This is a genomic window from Thalassotalea sp. 273M-4 (assembly GCF_041410465.1).
In the GTDB taxonomy this organism is placed as follows: Bacteria; Pseudomonadota; Gammaproteobacteria; order Enterobacterales; family Alteromonadaceae; genus Thalassotalea_A; species Thalassotalea_A aquiviva.
Genome location: NZ_CP166961.1, coordinates 343,243 through 363,990 on the forward strand (window position 1 = coordinate 343,243; position 20,748 = coordinate 363,990).

Genomic DNA, 20,748 nt, shown 5'->3' on the forward strand with positions numbered 1-20,748 from the left:
CAAAACTAGCGTTGCGGGCACCCAACCCAACAAGTCATGATCATTCAAATTACGACAGAATTTGAGCAAATAAGTTTGCCTTAGTTTAGGATGATCTATGAATGACAAACACACCATCTACGTATTAGACACCAATATTTTGCTACATGAACCTTTCGCTTTTCTGTCTTTTCAGGAACATGATGTTGTTATTCCAATGACGGTTCTAGAAGAGCTTGATAGCATCAAAGACAGAAATAAAGACGTTAGTCGCGATGCCAGAGTGGCCATTCGCGCGCTTGAAGATTTACTCCGTGATGCATCCCCAGAAGAAGTGTTAGAAGGCGTGCAACTGCCTAATACCAATGAAAGTCATCGAGAACCTGGTCATCTGTCTATTTTTAATGACTTCGCCCTTGAACAAAAAGTTGATGGCTTGTCTAAAAACGAAAACGACAACCGAATCATTAACACAGCCCTTTTCTTACAAGAAAAAAAATCTGACAAGAAAGTCGTACTTGTGACCAAAGACATTAATATGCGATTAAAAGGTAAAGGTGCAGGGCTCAAGTTTGTTGAAGATTACCGTACTGACCAATTAGTAGATGATATTAAATTTTTAACCAAGGGCTACCATAAATTTGAAGGGGATTTTTGGCAGCAAGTCAGTAACTGTAAAAGTGAAACCGACGGTCGCTACACACGGCATATTCTTGATAAAAACTTGATTCCGGCCGCCTATATAAACGAATACCTTATTGACCAAGAAGAAAGTTTTGCTGGCAAAGTGGTTGAAATTAATGAAGATCAAATGACCATTCTAGATTTAGGTCATGAACGGTTAATGGGGCGCAATGCTTGGGGCATTCATCCCAAAAATATTTATCAAGGCATGGCCATGGATGCCTTATTAGATCCTGATATCGACTTGGTGATTTTAACCGGCCCCGCAGGTTGTGGTAAAACCTTACTAGCCCTTGCCACCGCACTTGAAATGGTGGTGGAGCGAGGTGTATACGACAAAGTTATTGTGACTCGATCGACCCCAGAAATTGCCGAATCGATTGGTTTTTTACCTGGCACTGAAGAAGAGAAAATGGCGCCTTGGTTAGCCGCTATTACCGACTCTTTGGAAGTGTTGCACAAACAAGATGAAAGCATGAGCGGTAGCATGAATTACATCATGGAAAAAGCCAATATTCAGTTTAAGTCGGTCAACTTTATGCGTGGCCGAAGCATTCAAAATGCGGTGGTGTTGTTAGATGAGTGTCAGAACTTAACGGCGGCCCAATTAAAAACCATCATTACCCGATGTGGTGCAGGAACCAAGTTAATCTGTAGCGGTAATTTAGCTCAAATTGACAGTAATTATTTAACCCCTTTAACCTCAGGCTTAACCTATATTGTCGAGCGATTTAAAGACTACCCAGGTAGTGCGACGGTCAACCTTAATGGGGTGGTGCGCAGCGCATTAGCGCAATTTGCCGAAGAAAATCTGTAACATCAGTCGCCATAGACCTAAATGGCTAAGATCAATCAGGCCAAAGTAAACAGGGTAGGTAAAGCTAAATGCGATAAACCGTATGGTTTATCGCATTTTTTCTAGGGTTAACCGGGCTTTTCTGTTGGCCAAAAAATTCTGCTTACGCCTAAATTAATCTCGTTGCTAATTGAGGGGGGTTATAACGCTTTACAGAATTAAATAATTATCGCATTATTTAAACGGCTGTTTTAATCGACTGTTTAAGGTGGCTCGTAATAATAATTAACATCACTAACCGTGATCGTTTTCATTGGTAACTATTTGGGGAAGAGAGGAATAACCGTGGCAGATTATCGCGTCGATTTAAAAGATATGAATTTTTTGTTGTTTGATGTATTCGATGCAGAAAACATGTGGCAAAACACACCCGCGTTAGCAGAGTTGATAGACAAAGATACCGCTAAGGCAATATTACAAGAGTGTGCCAAAATTGCAGAGCAAGTGATTGCGCCAATTTCACGACAAGGGGACGAGATTGGCACGACATGGGATAATGGTGAAGTGATTTCTGCTCCTGGTTTTAAGCAAGCCTTTAGTACCTATGCCCAAGGGGGCTGGATTGGCTTAGGCGGTGACCCAGAATTTGGTGGCATGGGGATGCCAAAAATGATCACCGCCTTGCAAGAGGAAATTATTTGCGGGGCAGACATCGCCTTTTCTTTGTACCCTGGCTTAACGGCCGGCGCTGCCTTAAGTCTGGCCAAGCATGGCAGTGCGGAGCTTAAAGCTAAATATTTACCTAATATGTACTCGGGACAGTGGGCTGGCACCATGTGTTTAACCGAAGCCCATGCGGGCACGGATTTAGGAATGATTAAAACCAAGGCCATAGCCAATGAAGATGGCAGTTACCAATTAACCGGCAGTAAAATGTTCATCACCGCCGGTGAGCACGATATGACCGATAATATCATTCATTTGGTGTTGGCAAAATTACCCGATGCGCCAGCGGGCTCCCGTGGCATTTCGATGTTTTTGGTACCGAAATATTTGCTCAATGACGATGGCAGCCTAGGCGCAAAAAATGCTGTAAGTTGTGGCAGTATTGAACATAAAATGGGGATCAATGCCTCAGCAACCTGTGTCCTGAACTTTGACCAAGCAACAGGTTATTTGATTGGTGAAGTGAATAAAGGCCTAGCCTGTATGTTTACCATGATGAATTTTGAGCGTATTGGCGTCGGTATTCAAGGCATTGGTGCCGGCGTACGCTCTTATCAAAATGCCATTGACTATGCCAAAGATAGACTGCAAGGGCGCAGTTTAACTGGGGTTAAACAACCAGAGCAGGCAGCCGACAGCTTAATGGTTCATGGTGATGTTCGTCGAATGCTATTAAATATGAAGGCCCTAAACGAAGGTAACCGTGCGTTAGCGTTGTATATTTCTCAACAACTCGATATTAGCACCTATGGGGTAGGTGAAGAGCAAAAAAATGCAACCGCATTAACCGCCTTATTAACCCCACTAGCGAAAGCGTTTTTTAGTGACATTGGTCTTGAAAATACCATCCATGGGCAACAGGTTTTTGGTGGACACGGTTATGTACGCGAGTGGGGGCAAGAGCAGTTGGTGCGAGATGCCCGTATCGCTCAAATTTATGAGGGGACCAATGGTATTCAAGCGATGGATTTAATCACTCGTAAAGTCGCGGCTAATGATGGTGCTTATGTTGATTTGTTTATAGAACACATTCAAAGTTTTATCGATGATAACCCGGCTCAGGAACTGCAAGAGTTTATGCAGCCTTTATCGCTTGCTAGTAATGACTTGCATAAGTTAACGAAAACGATTTTAAACGCAGCTGTCACCGATCCTGAAGAATTAGGCTCAGCGGCGAATGATTACTTGCATGTCTTTGGTTACACTGCCTTGGCGTATATTTGGGCGAGAATCGCTAAAGTTGCAATGAATAAGTCAGTGCAAGATGACTTTTATCAGGCCAAATTGACGACTGCGAGGTACTATTTTGCGCGCTTGTTACCAAGACGTTTATCGCTTATGGCGTCGGCAAGCAGTGGCGCACAGCACTTGTTTGCCTTAGATGAAGAGTTATTTTAACTAAAATATTAACATCTGAAACAGTAGTTCTTGTTATTAAGGTACAAGATTAGGCATAATCTTGAAACAAAAGTACATTTTTTAGATGAGTAGTTTTTTGGGGTTACAATTGTAAACAGTTTTCTCTGTGCTATTGCTCTATTATTTGATCTTATATAAGTCGTAGTGAATATTTTTTAGTAAATTAACTACAATAACGTATTCCATCTTAGGCAGGTTTTAACGCTTATGAAAAAAGATCTTACCGCGGTAAGTGAGTTTTCAACAATCATGATAGTTGAAGATGATAAGGTACTGTCCTCTCTTTTAAAAAGCTATCTTGAAAAGTCCTCGTACGTGGTTCATCAGGTATATCGAGGGGATCAGGCGGTACGTAGCCAAATTAAGATCCAGCCTGATCTGATCATTTTAGATATCGGATTGCCTGGAAAAGATGGCTACAAGGTGTGTCATGAATTACGTGGCACCTACAACGGTCCTATTTTGTTTTTAACCTCGCATGACAGCGAAGCCGAACATTTGGCCGCTTATAGTGTGGGCGCAGACGATTTCATGGTAAAACCGGTGAGCCCTAAGTTATTGAGTGCTCATGTTGATGCTTTATTACGTCGTAGTAAAGATAAAGGTACCAGCCAAAATAGACAAAAAGTCACGGTTGGAGAAATCACTTTAACCTTAAACGAGCAACGTTGTGAAGTTGAAGGTAAGCCAATTTCTCTGAGTGTTTTTGAATTTGAGCTCTTATCTTTATTGATGTTTAATGCGGGCAAAGTATTAACTCGCGATGATATCTATAAATTGCTATTAGGTCGAGAATACGATGGTTCTGAGCGCTCTGTTGATGTGCGTTTATCTCGCTTACGAGATAAATTAATCAGTCAAGGTGTGGTCAATACTCAAATCAAAACCATTTGGGGTAAAGGGTATTTACTGTCGGCCGATGGCCATTAATTAAAAATTATCAAATGAGAAAAGCCTGCAATTTGCTAGCCTGCTATGAAATTAAGGGATGATTTTCGTCCCTTTCTTATTTTTACCCCCCTTAAACTCATGCACCAAAAACCCATAGAAAACATAAGTTCGTGTAATTTAACTCATAAATTACATGAAGTTAGTTGCAGTTCGATCTTTTAGGTGCTTTATATATATAATATAGCTCTCCTGTAATTCGATTCGAGGGCGTTCAGTATGGCAAGACAAGTTGTTATTGATACTGAAACGACAGGCTTAAGTACTGTGGTAGGTCGCCATAGAGTCATTGAAATTGCGCTTGTTGAAATCAATAATGGCAAGCTGACAGGTAACACATTTCTCACCCGCCTAAACCCAGAGGGTCGCAAAAGCACCCCAACTGCACTTGCAACTCACGGCATCAAAGATAGCCAGTTACTTAAAGAGCCGCTATTTCAAGAAGTTTTGCCTGATATTCTCAACTTTATCGATGATAGTGAGTTAATTTTTTTCAACAAGGCGTTCGATTTGGAGTTTATGGATAACGAGGCCAAGCTATCTGGCTCTGGTGTCGTATTCTCTGCCGATTATAAAAGCCTTTGTGTTCAAGTCATGACTTTAGAGACAATGAACAGGAGCAAGTTGTCCTTGGACGATGCTTGCAGAGCGTACGGTGTTGACAACTCTGAGCGAATAATACACAGCGCACTTATTGACGCCCAGCTTACAGCGCGCGTTTATTTCAAGCTTCTATCTACTCCGCGTAAAGATCGCCCTAAAAACGTACCGCACAATACAGTCCGAAAAGATCCAGAAAAGTTTCCAATTCAAAGGGCTTACAAAGGCTATCAAATCAACTTTTGCTATAACACACAGTGTGAAAATTATGGTGTTCCGCCCAAATTCCCTGATCCACATGACCTCGGTAAGGAAAGTACTGACTTAGGCAATTATAGAATAAAGCCAGGTGAGGATGGTGCACTTTTGATTGAATGCAAAACGTGCCTTACAAGTACGACGACGTATAGCAATAAGGGTATCGTACAAGAGGTTGAACGGTTGCGATCTATCTATCAATTAAACGTACCCAGCTGCCCGAATACAGGACTGCGAGAGGATAAGCGCAAAGGCATTCCAGATGGTTTACGATATGAAACCTATACGAAGACAGTGCGTGGTGTGGAGAAAACACGTACTCGACTTAAGAAGCCATGTCCTAATCAACATAAAGACATACTTTCACACTCTGATAACTATTGGCTTGATAGCAAAAACACCAAGAAACTAAAGAACATTAAAGGGTTGACTAAAATCGTATTCCCCGACAGTGACGGCAAATACCACCATCTCCGTGAAGTGGTATCACAAACCTTTAAATGTAAGTCCTGTCGTACCAAGTTTTCATCGGCAATCAATCCCCAGAAAGGACAGCACAATCCGCAGATCAATTATTTACTGTTCTCTTTACTGGTGAACAAAGTGCCCATCAATCGCGTGGAAGAGGTGCTGATGACAACCCCTAGTGTTATCTATAAGCGCATCGAGTTTTTCTATAACCAATGTGTTCAGTTCGAGCAGTATCAACTTAAAAAGCACTGGCACAAGATGAAAACCAAAACACTCAAACTGTGCATGGATCGAAAGTTTTTTGATGTGAATTGGACGAATAAATTAGAGCCTCGACGTACTCGCTTATACATCACTGGTGCCGCTGAGCGGAGTTCAGGCTATATTTTAAGAGGTACAGTGAATTTTTGACTTTACCTCTGACTACAAATCTTTGTCAAAGGAGTTTGTGCGCATCGGTGATTATGACAAACCCTTGCACAAACGCCGTTATCAGCAATACATATTGCCTGATGAAAGTGATCCCCAGGAAGAAGAGAGCATTCCTCCCAAAAAGCATCTCGTTGTGCATCAATCATATTCCATTCTTACCCACCTTGAAATGCTTAGGCCGATGCTGGAGACCGTTAAGAAAACAATTATTTACGCCGACAACGATAACACCTTTGATATAGGGATCACCAAAATATACCTAGACCTCATTGAAAAGAAAAAAGTGCAAGCCTGTATGATCAGGAAATCAAAGCTCGGATTAGGCGAAAGCGTCAGAGATAAAGGCTATGACTGGGTACGTCAGGACATACCTGTGATAGAAGGCAAGTACCTCGATTTAAAAGCACTCACAGATGTCGATGAGGGGGTATTTGATGAAGCGTCCTTGTTTCCTATAGACGTATGGTTTAATCAACTCTCTAGGCGTCTTACAATGGTCGAGAGACCACATCGCATCAGAGAGACAGACAACAAGAAAAAACGGATAGAGAATGATCTATCTGCGTCAGGAAAGTTTCAAAAATGGAACCTCTATGCTTCATACAACCCTAAATATGCCTGTATGCTCATTGAAATGAGCCGTATTTTTAATAACTTTGTCTTAACCGATTACAAGCAGATTAAAAACAAAAGAGGCTGTAAGCGTAAGCCTACAACTCCTGCACAGCGCCTAGGCTTAGTTGATGGACAGTTTGATATTCATGACATCATTGAGTTCAGTGTAGCTAATGAAGTGTTAAAAACTCATTAGCTCTGTACGTCGCAGTATTCTATTTTATGCCATCATATTAGGAACGCGAATAACATAATATTGATGCTACAGCCTTTGCATTAGCCTTATTGATCTGTTTAGGACTCTGCTTACTCTCACCACTTCCAACACTAAAACGTATGTTGTTGGCTTTCAAAAAGTTTGTTAATACCGTCGATTTAACAGCATAGTTAACATTCTGAGGTAATGACCCAGTATGCTTAGCCATTACAAGTGGATCAAGCGTAGATACAGCCACTCCCAGCACTTCGCCAGCCTCATCATAGACGGGTCCACCAGAGTTACCGCTTTGAATAGGTGCTGATATTTGATAAACAGAAGAATCCCCTTGAATACCTGTGTGAGAGCTTAAAATACCCGTGGTTAATTTTAGGCTATTGCCTAATATGGAATTGAGAGGATAACCAAGCACCGTCACACTCTCACCCAGTGAAGGATATTGCTGGGCGCTCAAGTTCGAAAACGCATTATTATCCAATTCGGCAGAAACAACAGCTAGGTCATTTTTGTTATCAAACACTACGACTGAAGCACCGTATAGTTCATTGTTATGTCTTACCTTAACAAACTCACATTTATCAATAACATGATGATTTGTAACCATATCTCCATGTTTATTAATGAAAAAACCACTCCCCGTTGAAGCAAGTAAAGGTTTAGCAGATGCCTTTGGAGACTTTTTAGGTGGAGTGTCTACTTTAGCTTGCACATCAATATTAGTGATTGCAGCCAATAGGTTCGGTTTATTTTGTGCAATTGCGTACGGAGAAAGGTTATTGGAGTTTACTGCGTATAAGCTAGCGCCTTTTTGAGCTAATAAACGAGATATTTCTACGTTTCCATGGTGAGTTGCCCAATGAAGTGGTGTGTCGCCTCTTGTATTCTTTACATTAATATCAGCCCCTGCATCGATTAACAATTTTGCTAACGTGCTATTGTTATGATAAGTCGCTAGGATAAGAGGTGTATCTAAGGTTTCGCTTAGCTTTGAATCAATTGAAGCTGTATTCTGTATTATGTTCGAAAACAACTTGCTTGGTGCCGAAACATTAACTGCATAGTGAATTGCCTTAAAACCACCTCTTCCTTGCTGGTCTGTATTTATTCCTTGGTCGAGAAGGTATTGAGCAACGTTCCACTTCTGGTTAGCAACAGCGATAGAAAGACCATTAATATTCTCGTCAGCGCCTATGTCATTTAAATCTGCGCCTTTTGATAATAGGTATTTAACCAGCTCCAGTTCACCATATTGTGCAGCACGTAAGATAGGAGAAAAACTGCTTGGGATTTCGATAGAAGCTCCCCGACTGACGAGTTCTTTTGCGATCTCTGAGCGGTTTGTGGTAATAGCAATTGTTAATGGGGTAGATGTATTGCCACTTTGATTTTCAACCTTATCAATATTAGCTCCACTATCTAATAACCAGCTTATATCCCCCAGCGTCAACCCTTTAGCTACTGCAAAGTGAAGAGAAGTTGAACCGAATCCATTTGAAGCATCGATATCGGCACCCTTTTCAACTAGCAGCTTTACAACATCAAAGTGTCGATTATGAGTAGCAATAACAATTGCAGGTACGCCATTATGCTTAACATTAATATTCGCACCTTTATCAATTAGCACTCTTACAAACTCCATACGACCCGTAGCAGCTGCTTGCCACAATGCAGTTGGATTTGACATGAGTATTTCATCAACTTTAGCAGGATCTACTTTCTTTAAGGCTTCTAGGTTATCCGTGTTAACCATGAAGATAGGGGCGGTGACACAGCCTGATAAAAAAGAAAGTGAGAATAAAAGAATCGATAAACGTTTGAGTTGTTTTAAATACACAGAAGCCGTCCTTATGCAAAATACTACTAATCTTATGAAATATAATAAGTTAGTGAGAATTTTAAATCTACAAATGAAATTTATTTATATAAATAATTTGATCTAAACATCATATAGTGTTTTATAATAATAAAAGGAAAGCATAAGATGTGACGCCCAATAATTACTGAAGTATTATTGTTATTATTTTTTTAAATAAATACACATAATTTCATTAAGTTATGATTTGTAAAAAGTAAAGCAAACGCATAATACTTTGATTTTAAAAAGCTTATTTAAGCGAAGTTATGTAAAAATCCTCCTTGTTGCTTATCAACACTCTGATTCTTAAATAAAAATAAAAAAACTGAGAGATAAAGTATCCCTCAGTTTCATAGCAGGCTAGCAATTTGCAGGCTTTTTTATACCCTTTAAAGCGCGTTATCGACATTGAGCTCTTGCATCGCTGAATATGCGATTACTTGGAGCCATTACGTGGTGCTCGAATTTCAACTTTCCAGGGTGGGTTAATGCGGTTTTCACCAGCCCAATAAAGCTTTATCTTATTATCCGATGGATCGCGTAACACCGCCTCCTTCCATAGGTATCTTTGCTCGGTCGGCAGTTGTTCAAATACGATGCCTTTATTCGTTAAATCTGCGACAAGATCATCTAAATTCTCGGTTTCAAAATAGATCACTGCGCCATTACTAAAATCTGTGGTTTCTAAAGCCAGAGAAAAGGTCGCTTCGCCTAAAGGGCAGGTAAAACGAGCATAATGTGGGGTATCGACAATCTGGGTAAAGCCTAGACTAAGATAAAAATTAACGGCGGCGATCATGTCGTTAACCGGCAAGGTTACTTGGTTCATATTCATAAAACTCTCCCTGGAAAATATTATAATGACGACTTTAGACTCATCCCATTAAGTTTCTGCTCCCGGCGCAAGAATGTAAAGGCTTTTAGCTAAGGTATTGGTTACTGGTAATGGTTACTTTCTTAGCAAAATCAATCACTCAGAATGAAAACACGGTTGCAAAATCGCCGATTGGGAGTTTATCTCAAAGGTGATTTTCTACTCTAAATCTCATGACCATTAAGTGACTAAACGAAAGAAATGTATGTTGATGATGACCTTTTGGTCACACTTTTTATGGGCAAAATTTATTGGCTTTGGTGATACTTTGATCAGGTTAATCGAGTCAAATGGTGCGGGAAAAAGGCAAAAAAATAGCGGTGACTCGTCACCGCTATTTAAATCTATTTCACTTGAGCAATTAGAAGTTGTAGCTTGTGCTTAGGTGGAATGTACGGCCAACCGTGTCATATACTTCTGGTACGGTATCCATATCACTGCCATTAGGCACTACTTCAGGTTCTTTGTCTAATAGGTTTTGAACACCCGCATTAATTACCCAGTCATCGTTTAGGTAATATGTGGCTGAAACATTGTGATAAACCACACTATCGGTTGCAAACGCTTCGCCCCATGCATTGCCGTCCATACCATGGATGTACTGAGCAATGTACTGAACACTCAACTGTTCGGTGATATCAGCATTTACGGTCATGGTTGATTTCAACTCTGAGTACGCGCCGTAGTTACCGTCTACAGTACCTGTGTAGTCAACACCATCTTCAGTGAAGTCTAATAAGTAGGTGGTATCTAATGCTACTTTAAAAACATCGCCAGTGTAGCTAAAGTTCCAGTCAATACCGGCTGTTTCTTGGCTACCAACGTTAGTTAGAGCTGATGTTAAGTTGGTTAAGTCACCGTCTAGAGTAATATTCACGTTATGACAAGCAACGACGTTACCAGCAAAACACATGTTCATCTCTTCTTGCACATTTAAGCGCGTGATGGCATCGGAAATATCAAATTTCCAGTAATCAACCGTTGTTGAAATAGTCTCATTTACGTCCCACACCATACCTAAAGTAAATGAATCACTTGCTTCTGGTTGTAGGTTCTCACCAGCGGTGCGATTGACCAGAATTTGCTGATCAATTTCGTTGCCCCAAGGGTCTGTTAGGTAATCAAATGAGCCAGAGTTACCACTGTAAAGTTCGCTCACGCTTGGTGCGCGAAAACCTGTTGCACGCACGGCGCGAAACATTAAATCTTCATTGAAGGTGTACGTTGTACCCACTTTCCATGTTGTTGCACCACCAAATGTTGAATAATCGTCATATCGAACCGCTGATTCAACCGCAATAGCGTCTGTTACCGGTACAGAGAACTCTGCATACATTGAATATACATTGTAATCACCCGTGGTTGGATCTTGTTGGGCTGCCGTACTTTCACCTTTTTGGGTGTAAATATCAGGAGTATAGAAAGCCGACTCAAAACGGTTTTCAATACCAAACGCGTAACCGATGTCACTTTCAGAAACGCCCGAATACACCATAGAAAGGGTAAATTGTTCATTACCACCTTCGTTTTCTTCGGTATAAATAACATTTTCATCTACCAGAAAGTCACGATCGATGGTGTTACCACTAAACCAAAGATCTTGATGCGCATAGATACTCTGTTCTAAGTTTTTTGAATGCGTTGCGTTAGCCATGCTACTTTTGGCATCGTTACGACCATATGTCGCTGACATTTCCCAAGTATCATCGTTATCAAGGTAACCTTTTAAACCGGCTGAAATACGGTAGGTATTGGTTTCTTGGGCGTAAATACGTGGACCCGCATCAACCATTCTACGACGGTATTCTAGGGTATCAATTAGTTCACCGTCTTTATCTGTCTTAGCAAATTGGTCATCAAACTTGCTGTCTAGCATCGTACGATCAAGTTGGATTTTTGCTGGTTGTGGTGCCATTTGTTGCTTTGAATCACGCAACGTGTACATCGCATCAACAGACAGTTCTGTATCGGTTGCGATTTCTTTGTTAAAAGCAGTGAAAAAACTGTAAATCTTGTTTGGTGTTTGGGCATAACTGCTGGTGCTGTAATCGTAACCGTAATCACGGTCTTTAAAGCCACCTTCGCCGTTAGGCACCATACCGGCTAAGCTACCACTTGGGACAAAAGAAGAACTTGCTGCTGGCGTAAAGTCACGATCAGATTGAATGACTTTTCCACGTTCGCTGTACTGGAAACCCATCACTAAGTTACCGTCAGCAACTTCATTGCCTTGTAATACACTAAAGCCTGATGCAGTGCCATCGCCTTTATCTGTTTGGCTAAAATCGGCAGTTAAAGCGGTACCAACAAAGTCTTTTTTAGTGATGATATTAACAACACCGGCAATGGCGTCTGAACCGTACACCGCAGAGGCACCATCTTTTAAAATCTCAATCGACTTGATCATGGCAACAGGGATAGTGTTTAAGTCAACCGATGAATCGGCTCCTGTACCTGAAGCAACCATACGACGACCGTTTAACAGCACCAATGTTCTTTGAGCGCCCATGCCTCGTAAGTTGATGGTCGCTTTACCGCCCGAACCATTGTTAGAGGAACCACCCATGCTCATACCAGCAGCAGAAGGTTGCACAGCAAGGATTTCGTCCACCGACTTGAAACCGCCTTTGGCAATATTTTCAGCTGAAATGACCGTTACCGGTGATGCCGTTTCCATATCCGTACGGGTAATACGAGAACCGGTTACTTCGATACGCTCTACAGCAGCGGTATCTTGAGCAACCGCTGTCGCACTTACTAATGCCGTAGCAGATGTGCTTAACAATACCGCACTGGCAATTAAATTTTTCTTGAACACGCTTAACTCCACGTTTTTAAAATGAGCATTTTTATTTAGTTTTGCTCTTTACGACTTGCCCTCATTAGAGATCAATTAATGAATAATTAAAATGCAGCGTAACACTCAAGTAAGGGGTGTTAAATGCGGGTAATCAGTGCAACCTAGCGTTTACTTTATAGGCTTTTGTGTTTCCCCTATTAGCCAATATTAATTGTTTTAGATCAGGGGGGTTACGTTAACGTGTTGGTTTTTCGTTAGCGACGTGTAAAGAAGGGTGGTGTTACAGAGTTGGTACAATTAATGTTGGGGCAGGACGAAAAGATAAAATATTTTGATTAAAAAATGAGCTCTTAAAAACTATTTTGCCAAATAAAAACCCCAACATGGTAAATTTTTATGCCATTGTTGAGGTTTTATTTTGAATTGTTATTCAGTTATTTTGCTTAGTATTGCGGTTTTTGGTGGCTTTTTCCCATCGCTTCCGCTACTTCTGGCGGCATGTAAGCTTCGTCATGTTTGGCGAGTACTTCAGATGCTTCAAGGGTGTCTTTACTGGTCAGGGTGCCTTGAGCAACAATGCCTTGGCCTTCACGAAATAAATCGGGCAATATGCCATCGTATTTTATGGTGATAACGGGCCCTTTATCACGTAATTGAAATTGTACCTTGAGGCTTTCAGGGTTGCGTTTTACGGTACCCGGTACCACCATACCGCCGACCCGAATACGTTGCCCAACGGTTGGCATCAAACCAGTATCAGCTTTACCTTCAATGACTTCTGTTGGGGTGAAAAATAAATCTATATTTTGACTTAACGCATACAATGCCAAACCCGCTACGATAGAAATACCGGCAAGTAATGAGGTGACGATGGTTAAGCGCTTTTTACGACGAGGGTTCATGTTAACTACCTTGCTGTTGTTCCACTTGAGAAAGCTCTTTAGTACGTGCTTGTGCTGCTTGTTTGAGCTTGGTTTCTCGTTTAATACGTTGACGTAACTTGGTTAAAATTTGTTTTTCTTTACTGCGACTGTTGATTGTTAATAATACCAAAATGATTGCCGTAAAGCCGTAAGATAACCAAACATAGAAGGCATAGCCACCCATGTTAAAAAAATCAGAAAGAGAATCAAATGACATTATTTACCCTCCGTTTGCAGGGCTAATGATTTAACCCAAGGGCGCATCGCGTTACGTGAAATAATTTCAGCTTTAAAGCGAATACAAATAAGTGCCGCGACCATAAAGGCAAAGCCAAAGAAGCTAAACATAAATGGGATCAGCATATCAATAGAAATCGAAGGCTTATCAAATTTAGAAATGGTGGCGCCTTGATGTAAAGTATTCCACCATTCAACACTGTAGTGAATAATAGGTAGGTTAATCACCCCAACTAACGCCAGTACGCTGGCAGCTTTTGCCGCCAAGGCTTTATCTTCGAAGGCGTTGTAAAGCGCCATAACCCCTAAATATAAAAATAGCAAAATAAGCTCAGAGGTAAGGCGAGCATCCCATACCCACCAAGCACCCCACATCGGTTTTCCCCAAGCCGCACCGGTAAAAAGCGCAATAGCGGTGAAAGTTGCACCAACGGGCGCCATGGCTGCAATCGATGTTTCAGCCAATTTCATTTGCCAGACAAGACCACACAAGGCGCTGATCGCCATTCCTAAGTATATCCCCATAGACAGCATAGCTGAGGGTACATGGATATAAAATATGCGAACGGTTTCACCTTGCTGATAATCAGGGGGTGAAAATACCAAGCCAATGACCATACCAGTTGTTAATAAAATTGCACTGATCCAAGCAAACCAAGGTGTTAATGTGCCACTGAGTTGATAAGCTCGTTCAGGATTTGCATAAGGGTGTAACCACTTCCACATATTAGTTAATACTCACTTTAAGGGCTGAGCCCACGGCAAATGGGGCTAAAGTTAACGATCCAAAAAATAATGCTGCGATTATAGCAAGTTGACCATCGTAAGGTAAATTCATACTTGCGGCATCAATGGCACTGGTGGCAAAGATTAAAACGGGTATATACAGAGGCAGGATCAATAAACTCAATAACACCCCGCCTTTTTTTAACCCTACCGTGAGTGCCACACCGATGGCGCCAAGCAAGCTTAAGACTGGCGTTCCCAGTAATAAGGTCAACAATAAAGCACCATAACTGTTTTCATGTAAATTTAAAAGTACCCCTAATAAAGGAGCAATAAAGATCAACGGTAAGCCGGTGATCAACCAATGTGCGGTGATTTTGGCTAAGACTAAGACAAATGTTGGGCACGGGCTCAATAATAATTGTTCTAATGAGCCATCAAGATAGTCATTTTTAAATAAACGTTCTAACGACAATAACGTTGAAAGTAAAGCCGCAACCCAGATGATCCCAGGGGCAATTTTCATCAAGGTATTGGCCTGTGGACCAACCCCTAAGGGGAACAGAGATACCACAATAATAAAGAACAAGAGCGGGTTGACAATATCGTCCCTATGGCGAAAAGCAATGGTGAGGTCTCTGTTTAAGATAGTGACAAAAGCGTGACGATAACTAATGGTCATAAAGATATGTGGTCCAGTTGGTGCTCAAGCGTAATTTTGTTATAACGCGTCGTTGGTATCGACAAGTCTTGATGGGTGGTTAATATCACTACCCCGCCATTATCGGCATGCTGTAAAAACAATTGTTCAAGATTTTTTACACCCGATTTGTCGATGGCGGTAAATGGCTCATCCAATATCCAAATGTTACTGTTGCTTTGCCACAACCTTGCCAATGCAATGCGTCGATGTTGACCCGCACTTAAATGCGCGGCGCTGGCGTCCTCAAAACCATAAAGGTTGACTTTACTTAAAGCCTCTTCGGCTTGTTTAGGATCAAGTCCGTGCATGGTGAGGTAAAATTGTAAATTTTCTTCACTGGTCATTTCACCCTTAACACCGGCTAAATGGCCTAAAAATAATAAATCAGACTTATATTCTTCGTCATATTCGTTGATGCTTTTTCCACGGTAAAGCACCTCACCGTCAAAAGGCGAAGATAGGCCTGCTAAAATTCTTAACAGACTGGTTTTACCGGTACCATTAGCGCCTTCGATTTGAATTATATCGCCAGGGCAGGCGTTAAAACAAAGGTCTTCAAAGAGTAATCTGTCTTCTCTTATACAGGTCAGATTATGGGCGCATAGTAAGCTGTTGGTTGATGATTGCAAAGTTAAAAGCCTAACCTAATGTATTTATATTTATTGGAATAACTTATGGCAGATTGTTATTAGCGCCAAAGTTCTTTAAAGTCATTATCTAAGATTTAAATAATATCCTTAATATTGAATATTTTATAGAGGATTTTTCGATAAAAATGTTTTTTAATAATGGGGATAACATTAAATAAACAAGATTTGGTTTTTTTGGTGCTTTTCACCGTATAATAGACCTAAATGTCGTTTTTGACCTTTATCACTGAGTGATTTTTAAATTGGAGTAGTCAATGATCCCTGAAATAGGCCATTTTGCGTTAATCATCGCTATGGCATTTGCTATTTGTTTGTCTATCGTCCCGCTAGTGGGTGTTTACAATCAGAACCAGCGCTTGATATACCTTGCTAAACCACTGACATTTGGTATGTTTTTGTTTACTAGTGTCAGCCTTGTGTTATTAGCTTACAGCTTTGTTGTTGATGACTTTTCGGTTAAATACATAGCGGGTCACTCCAATTCAGAATTGCCTTACTATTTTAAAATCAGTGCGGTGTGGGGCGGCCATGAAGGCTCTCTTTTACTTTGGGTATTCTCGTTAACTGCATGGACCATGGCTGTTGCTGTTTTTAGTAAACACGTTGAACAAGCCTTTGTGTCTCGCGTATTGGCGATTATGGGGATGATAGCCGTTGGCTTTATGGCGTTCACCTTGCTTACCTCTAACCCATTTGATCGACTATTGCCTAACTTCCCGATGGAAGGGCGTGACCTCAATCCGCTATTACAAGATGTCGGCTTAATTATTCATCCTCCAATGCTTTATATGGGCTATGTTGGATTTTCTGTGGCATTTGCTTTTGCTATCGCTGCTTTGATGTGTGGAAAAATGGATGCCGCGTGGGCCCGCTGGTCAAGACCATGGACCATCGGCGCATGGATGTTTTTAACTCTAGGCATTGCTTTGGGCAGTTGGTGGGCTTACTACGAGCTTGGCTGGGGTGGCTGGTGGTTTTGGGATCCGGTAGAAAATGCCTCATTTATGCCATGGCTTGTAGGCACGGCATTGATTCACTCTTTAGCGGTTACCGAAAAGCGCGGTGCGTTTCGTAACTGGACCGTGTTGTTAGCCATTTTTACCTTCAGTTTAAGTTTATTAGGTACTTTCTTAGTGCGTTCAGGGGTATTAACGTCGGTGCATTCTTTTGCCGCAGATCCTACCCGAGGTGCGTTTATCTTAATGTTATTGGCAATTGCGGTTGGTGGTTCTTTATTACTTTATGCCCTACGTGGCTCGAACGTGACCAGTTTTAGCTCATTTGGCTTAGTCTCACGTGAAGTGGCAATTTTGGTCTCTAATATTATTTTAGTCGTGGCCGCAGTGACCGTGATGTTAGGCACTCTATATCCCTTATTAATTGATGCGTTGGGTATGGGTAAAATATCGGTAGGGCCACCGTATTTTAATGCGGTATTTGTCCCAATCATGAGTCTGTTGTTTATTGTCATGGGAATTGGACCTCTGATCCGTTGGAAAAAAGCCAAAAAGGGCGAGTTATTTAAGCAAATTAACGTCATTTCTATTAGCGCGGTGATTTTTGGTTTAGCGTTCCCGTTTTTATACCATGGAGAGTTTAATATAGCCGTCGCCTTTGGTATGGGCTTAGCAAGTTGGGTTGCAATGGTGGCCGCCAAAGACATTAAAAATCAAATACACCTGCCAAACGGTAGCTGGAATATTAAGCGGCTTAGTCTTTCCCACTTAGGGATGGCCGTCGCACATACGGGGATTGCGGTTACGATTGTCGGTGTGACCCTAGTATCGGCTTACGAGTCTGAAACCAATGTTAGAATGGATGTTGGTGAGCAGATTGAAGTATCGGGCTATAAAATTGAATTTAATGGAATAAAAATCGTTGAAGGACCTAACTACACTGCTCAACAAGGCCAGATTAATGTGTATGACGATGGTGAAATGATTGCATTGTTAAAACCTGAACGCCGTCAATATCGAGTCCAAACCATGGGCATGACCGAAGCTGGTATCGATCCTGGGTTGTTTCGGGACGTTTATGTGGCGTTAGGCGATCCATTAGAAGGTTCTGCTTGGGCCATTCGAGTGCATTACAAACCTTTTGTGCGCTGGATTTGGTTGGGGGCTATTTTCATGGCGCTCGGTGGCATTTTTGCGATGATGGATAAACGCTACCGTAATAAAGCACGTAAGAGTGCCGAACAGCAGACTAAGGTCATTGCTGCAAAGCCAGAAACCAGTATGACAGGAGTTTAATTGATGAAAATAATGATTCGACTGATCCCTTTTGTGGTGTTTGTGTTATTGGGGGTGTTGTTGTATCGAGGTCTATCGTTAAATCCACAAGAATTGCCGTCGGCTTTGGTCGACAAACCGTTTCCGCAATTTCGTTTAACGAGTCTGGAAAACCCTGAACAACAGCTTTCTAATCAAGATTTTGCACCAGGCATTAAACTGGTTAATGTATGGGCTACATGGTGCCCATCGTGTAAGTATGAGCATCCTTTTTTAGTCAAAATTTCTAAAGATCCTCGTTTTAGGATTTATGGCATTAATTACAAAGATGAACGTAACCTAGCGCAAGACTGGTTACAAAACTTTATGGACCCTTATCAGTTCTCGATTTTTGATCCAGAAGGGCGCCTTGGCTTAGATCTTGGGGTTTATGGCGCACCGGAAACGTTTGTCGTCGATCACAAAGGCATTGTTCGTAAACGATTTGCGGGAGTGTTAGAGCCCAATGTTTGGCAACGCGAGTTTTTACCTTTAATTAACACCATCGAAGATGAAATGGCTGCAGGGGGATCATAATGCGAATATTAAAATTAGGTCAGGTTATGCAATTGACGCTAACCATTTTATTGTTGTTGTCGCTCAAAGCAATTGCCAGCCCTGTTGATACCTATGTTTTTCCTGATCAAGTAACGAAAATTCGCTTTCAGGATTTAACCTACGAACTGCGCTGTCCAAAATGTCAAAATCAAAACTTAGCCGACTCTAATTCGCCTATCGCTGAAGATTTACGAAGAGAAGTCTACAACATGTTGATGGAAGGCAAGAGTGATACCGAAATTATGGACTTTATGGTCCAACGCTATGGTGAGTTTGTGCTGTATCGACCACGCGTTAACCCAACCACGTATATCTTATGGTTTAGCCCAATACTGTTTATTTTGGTCGGTGCGATGGTGATAGCGACATTTGTTCGACGTAAAAAAGCCAAACCGCCAGAACTTTCAGAAGAGCAAAAACAACAGCTTAAATCAATACTAAAGGATTAATTGTTCCCTATGACCTTACTTTGGATTTTCATTGGCGTACTGTTATTAGTCGCCCTATATATTGTATGGCGCCATTTTTTTAAAGCGCAATTAGCTCAGGTTAGCCAAGACGATACACGTGGGCAAACCAACAAAGATTTATACCATGAACATTTATCTGAATTAGAAAAAGATTTGGCTGAAGGTGGGATTGATCAAGAAAGCTTTGGCTATTTAAAGGAAGAACTCGATCGCAGTTTATTAATTGATATGGCAGCGACCGAAAAAGAACAGCAGACCAGCGATAAGAAAACCTCAAGCTGGTGGCCAATAGTGATCAGTGTTTTTATTATCGGCTTTTCTGGGCTGTTTTACGCAAACTATGGCGCTTATCAAGAGTTGGCTAGTCACAACAACGCGAGTACTTCAGGGCATGCCAATGTTAATCAAGAAGATGAAGCGCAACGCATTATTTCACAGTTGCAAACTTTACATCAAGAAGTTCAATCTAACCCACAAAACTCGCAAGCTTGGTTCCAGCTTGGTCGTCTCCTAAATTCCGTTGGTGAGTTTAATAGCGCCTATGTGGCCTTCGCTAAGGTGAATGAAATTGAAGGCGTACAAAGTGAAATCTTGGCCCTGCAAGCGCAAGCACGTTATTACCAAGCTGAGCAAAAAATGACCCCGGAAGTAAAGACCTTACTCGACCAAGCTTTTGCGATAAATCCACATGAACCTTCCGCTTTAATGTTACTGGGGATGGATCATTACCTCGGCAAAAGGTACTCACAAGCGGCCGACAGTTGGCAAAAAATCGTTGATGCAGGTCTTGCCGGTTCCAATCAGCAAGCCATCTTAACCGCGATTCAAGAAGCGCGCACCAAAGCCATAAACGCCACATTGTCGCCTGAGCAATCGGCAACCAATGATGCAGGGGCTAATGTGGCATCTAACGCAACGTCATCGCCAGCGGAGCAAACCGGCAATTCAAAGCCGAGTTTAAATATCACCGTATCGCTTGCCGATCATATCGTCGATAAACTTTCCAATGGTGAAGATCAAACCGTATTTATTTATGCGATTAATGCTAACGGGCCTAGAATGCCTCTGGCTGCGGTTAAGGTCCAAGCCAGTGATTTACCGATTAACGTGACCTTAGATAATTCGCGGGCAATGAGTCCTCAATTTAATTTATCTTCGGCTCAGCATGTCAATATTTTAGCGGTGGTTTCGTTCACTGGTCGCCCAGGTATTCAACCAGGCGACTTCAAAGGTGAATTAGAAAATATCGAGACGGGTTATGCCCAACCACTTAATTTGGTCATTGATACCGTAGCTCAGTAAAGCTAAATTTTGAATAAAAAGGGTTATCGCTTTCGTGTCAATCGCCTGGTCAGTGACAACTTTGCACAAAGTTGCCTAACCTGATTCAGGCGAAGCAGGCACCGAGCATTCGTTGTGGTTGTTGATTGCAAAGCAGTGTGGCGCGAAAAGTGAACTCAATTTTACCCTGAGCGTATATAAGTGATGATATCGACATTATACAATCTATCTACAACGACCATTACAAGGCTAATAA

18 protein-coding genes are annotated in these 20,748 nt (G+C 41.5%); 10 read left to right on the forward strand and 8 right to left on the reverse strand.

What is annotated here, in order from left to right:
* Window positions 1-97: 97 nt before the first annotated feature.
* The 5 genes from ACAY00_RS01500 to ACAY00_RS01520 all read left to right on the forward strand — a co-directional run bounded on the left by ACAY00_RS01500 (window position 98) and on the right by ACAY00_RS01520 (window position 7,124).
* Window positions 98-1,480, forward strand: a complete 1,383-nt coding sequence (locus ACAY00_RS01500; RefSeq protein WP_371376264.1) for a PhoH family protein — start codon at window positions 98-100, stop codon at window positions 1,478-1,480.
* Between the two features lie 324 nt (window positions 1,481-1,804).
* The gene (locus ACAY00_RS01505; protein ID WP_371376267.1) at window positions 1,805-3,583 is read left to right on the forward strand and encodes an acyl-CoA dehydrogenase C-terminal domain-containing protein; all 1,779 of its coding nucleotides are present in this window, start codon (window positions 1,805-1,807) and stop codon (window positions 3,581-3,583) included.
* A 228-nt stretch (window positions 3,584-3,811) separates the two neighbouring features.
* Window positions 3,812-4,534 carry a response regulator transcription factor gene (locus tag ACAY00_RS01510; protein WP_371376269.1) on the forward strand — a complete coding sequence of 241 codons (723 nt, stop codon included), beginning with the start codon at window positions 3,812-3,814 and terminating at the stop codon, window positions 4,532-4,534.
* Window positions 4,535-4,771: 237 nt separating this feature from the next.
* Window positions 4,772-6,292, forward strand: coding sequence for an exonuclease domain-containing protein (locus ACAY00_RS01515; RefSeq protein ID WP_371376272.1), 1,521 nt, complete (start codon window positions 4,772-4,774; stop codon window positions 6,290-6,292).
* A 37-nt stretch (window positions 6,293-6,329) separates the two neighbouring features.
* Window positions 6,330-7,124 (forward strand): hypothetical protein, encoded by a 795-nt coding sequence (locus tag ACAY00_RS01520; protein WP_371376276.1) that lies wholly within the window; start codon window positions 6,330-6,332, stop codon window positions 7,122-7,124.
* Window positions 7,125-7,161: 37 nt separating this feature from the next.
* On the opposite strand, the gene ACAY00_RS01525 is transcribed toward ACAY00_RS01520, so the two are convergent.
* Window positions 7,162-8,979 (reverse strand): ankyrin repeat domain-containing protein, encoded by a 1,818-nt coding sequence (locus ACAY00_RS01525; RefSeq protein ID WP_371376279.1) that lies wholly within the window; start codon window positions 8,977-8,979, stop codon window positions 7,162-7,164.
* A 457-nt stretch (window positions 8,980-9,436) separates the two neighbouring features.
* Window positions 9,437-9,835 carry a VOC family protein gene (locus ACAY00_RS01530; RefSeq protein WP_371376282.1) on the reverse strand — a complete coding sequence of 133 codons (399 nt, stop codon included), beginning with the start codon at window positions 9,833-9,835 and terminating at the stop codon, window positions 9,437-9,439.
* 250 nt (window positions 9,836-10,085) lie between these two features.
* On the opposite strand from ACAY00_RS01530, the gene ACAY00_RS01535 reads away from it, so the two are divergent.
* On the forward strand, window positions 10,086-10,259 hold the full coding sequence (locus ACAY00_RS01535) for a hypothetical protein (protein ID WP_371376285.1): 174 nt from the start codon (window positions 10,086-10,088) through the stop codon (window positions 10,257-10,259).
* Here the strand turns inward: ACAY00_RS01535 and ACAY00_RS01540 are convergent.
* The 6 genes from ACAY00_RS01540 to ccmA all read right to left on the reverse strand — a co-directional run bounded on the left by ACAY00_RS01540 (window position 10,236) and on the right by ccmA (window position 15,892).
* On the reverse strand, window positions 10,236-12,692 hold the full coding sequence (locus ACAY00_RS01540; protein ID WP_371376287.1) for a TonB-dependent receptor plug domain-containing protein: 2,457 nt from the start codon (window positions 12,690-12,692) through the stop codon (window positions 10,236-10,238). The genes ACAY00_RS01535 and ACAY00_RS01540 overlap by 24 nt on opposite strands.
* A 425-nt stretch (window positions 12,693-13,117) precedes the next feature.
* A complete protein-coding gene (gene ccmE / locus ACAY00_RS01545) occupies window positions 13,118-13,576 on the reverse strand; it encodes a cytochrome c maturation protein CcmE (RefSeq protein WP_371376289.1) in 459 nt (152 codons plus the stop codon).
* A gap of 1 nt (window position 13,577) precedes the next feature.
* Window positions 13,578-13,814, reverse strand: a complete 237-nt coding sequence (gene ccmD / locus ACAY00_RS01550) for a heme exporter protein CcmD (protein WP_371376292.1) — start codon at window positions 13,812-13,814, stop codon at window positions 13,578-13,580.
* Window positions 13,814-14,560, reverse strand: coding sequence for a heme ABC transporter permease (locus tag ACAY00_RS01555; protein WP_371376295.1), 747 nt, complete (start codon window positions 14,558-14,560; stop codon window positions 13,814-13,816). Before ACAY00_RS01555 ends, ccmD begins: the two co-directional genes overlap by 1 nt.
* A 1-nt stretch (window position 14,561) precedes the next feature.
* The gene (gene ccmB, locus ACAY00_RS01560; RefSeq protein WP_371376298.1) at window positions 14,562-15,242 is read right to left on the reverse strand and encodes a heme exporter protein CcmB; all 681 of its coding nucleotides are present in this window, start codon (window positions 15,240-15,242) and stop codon (window positions 14,562-14,564) included.
* On the reverse strand, window positions 15,239-15,892 hold the full coding sequence (gene ccmA / locus ACAY00_RS01565) for a cytochrome c biogenesis heme-transporting ATPase CcmA (RefSeq protein WP_371376301.1): 654 nt from the start codon (window positions 15,890-15,892) through the stop codon (window positions 15,239-15,241). Before ccmA ends, ccmB begins: the two co-directional genes overlap by 4 nt.
* A 275-nt stretch (window positions 15,893-16,167) precedes the next feature.
* Here ccmA and ACAY00_RS01570 point away from each other — a divergent pair, with 275 nt between their 5' ends.
* Genes ACAY00_RS01570 through ccmI form a run of 4 tightly spaced genes read left to right on the forward strand, consistent with a single transcriptional unit; the run spans window position 16,168 to window position 20,513 of the window.
* Entirely contained in the window at window positions 16,168-18,165 is a 1,998-nt protein-coding gene (locus tag ACAY00_RS01570; RefSeq protein ID WP_371376303.1) for a heme lyase CcmF/NrfE family subunit, read from the forward strand.
* A gap of 3 nt (window positions 18,166-18,168) precedes the next feature.
* Entirely contained in the window at window positions 18,169-18,720 is a 552-nt protein-coding gene (locus ACAY00_RS01575) for a DsbE family thiol:disulfide interchange protein (RefSeq protein ID WP_371376306.1), read from the forward strand.
* The gene (locus tag ACAY00_RS01580; RefSeq protein WP_371376309.1) at window positions 18,720-19,190 is read left to right on the forward strand and encodes a cytochrome c-type biogenesis protein; all 471 of its coding nucleotides are present in this window, start codon (window positions 18,720-18,722) and stop codon (window positions 19,188-19,190) included. Before ACAY00_RS01575 ends, ACAY00_RS01580 begins: the two co-directional genes overlap by 1 nt.
* A gap of 9 nt (window positions 19,191-19,199) precedes the next feature.
* A complete protein-coding gene (ccmI, locus tag ACAY00_RS01585) occupies window positions 19,200-20,513 on the forward strand; it encodes a c-type cytochrome biogenesis protein CcmI (RefSeq protein ID WP_371376312.1) in 1,314 nt (437 codons plus the stop codon).
* Window positions 20,514-20,748 lie beyond the last annotated feature (235 nt).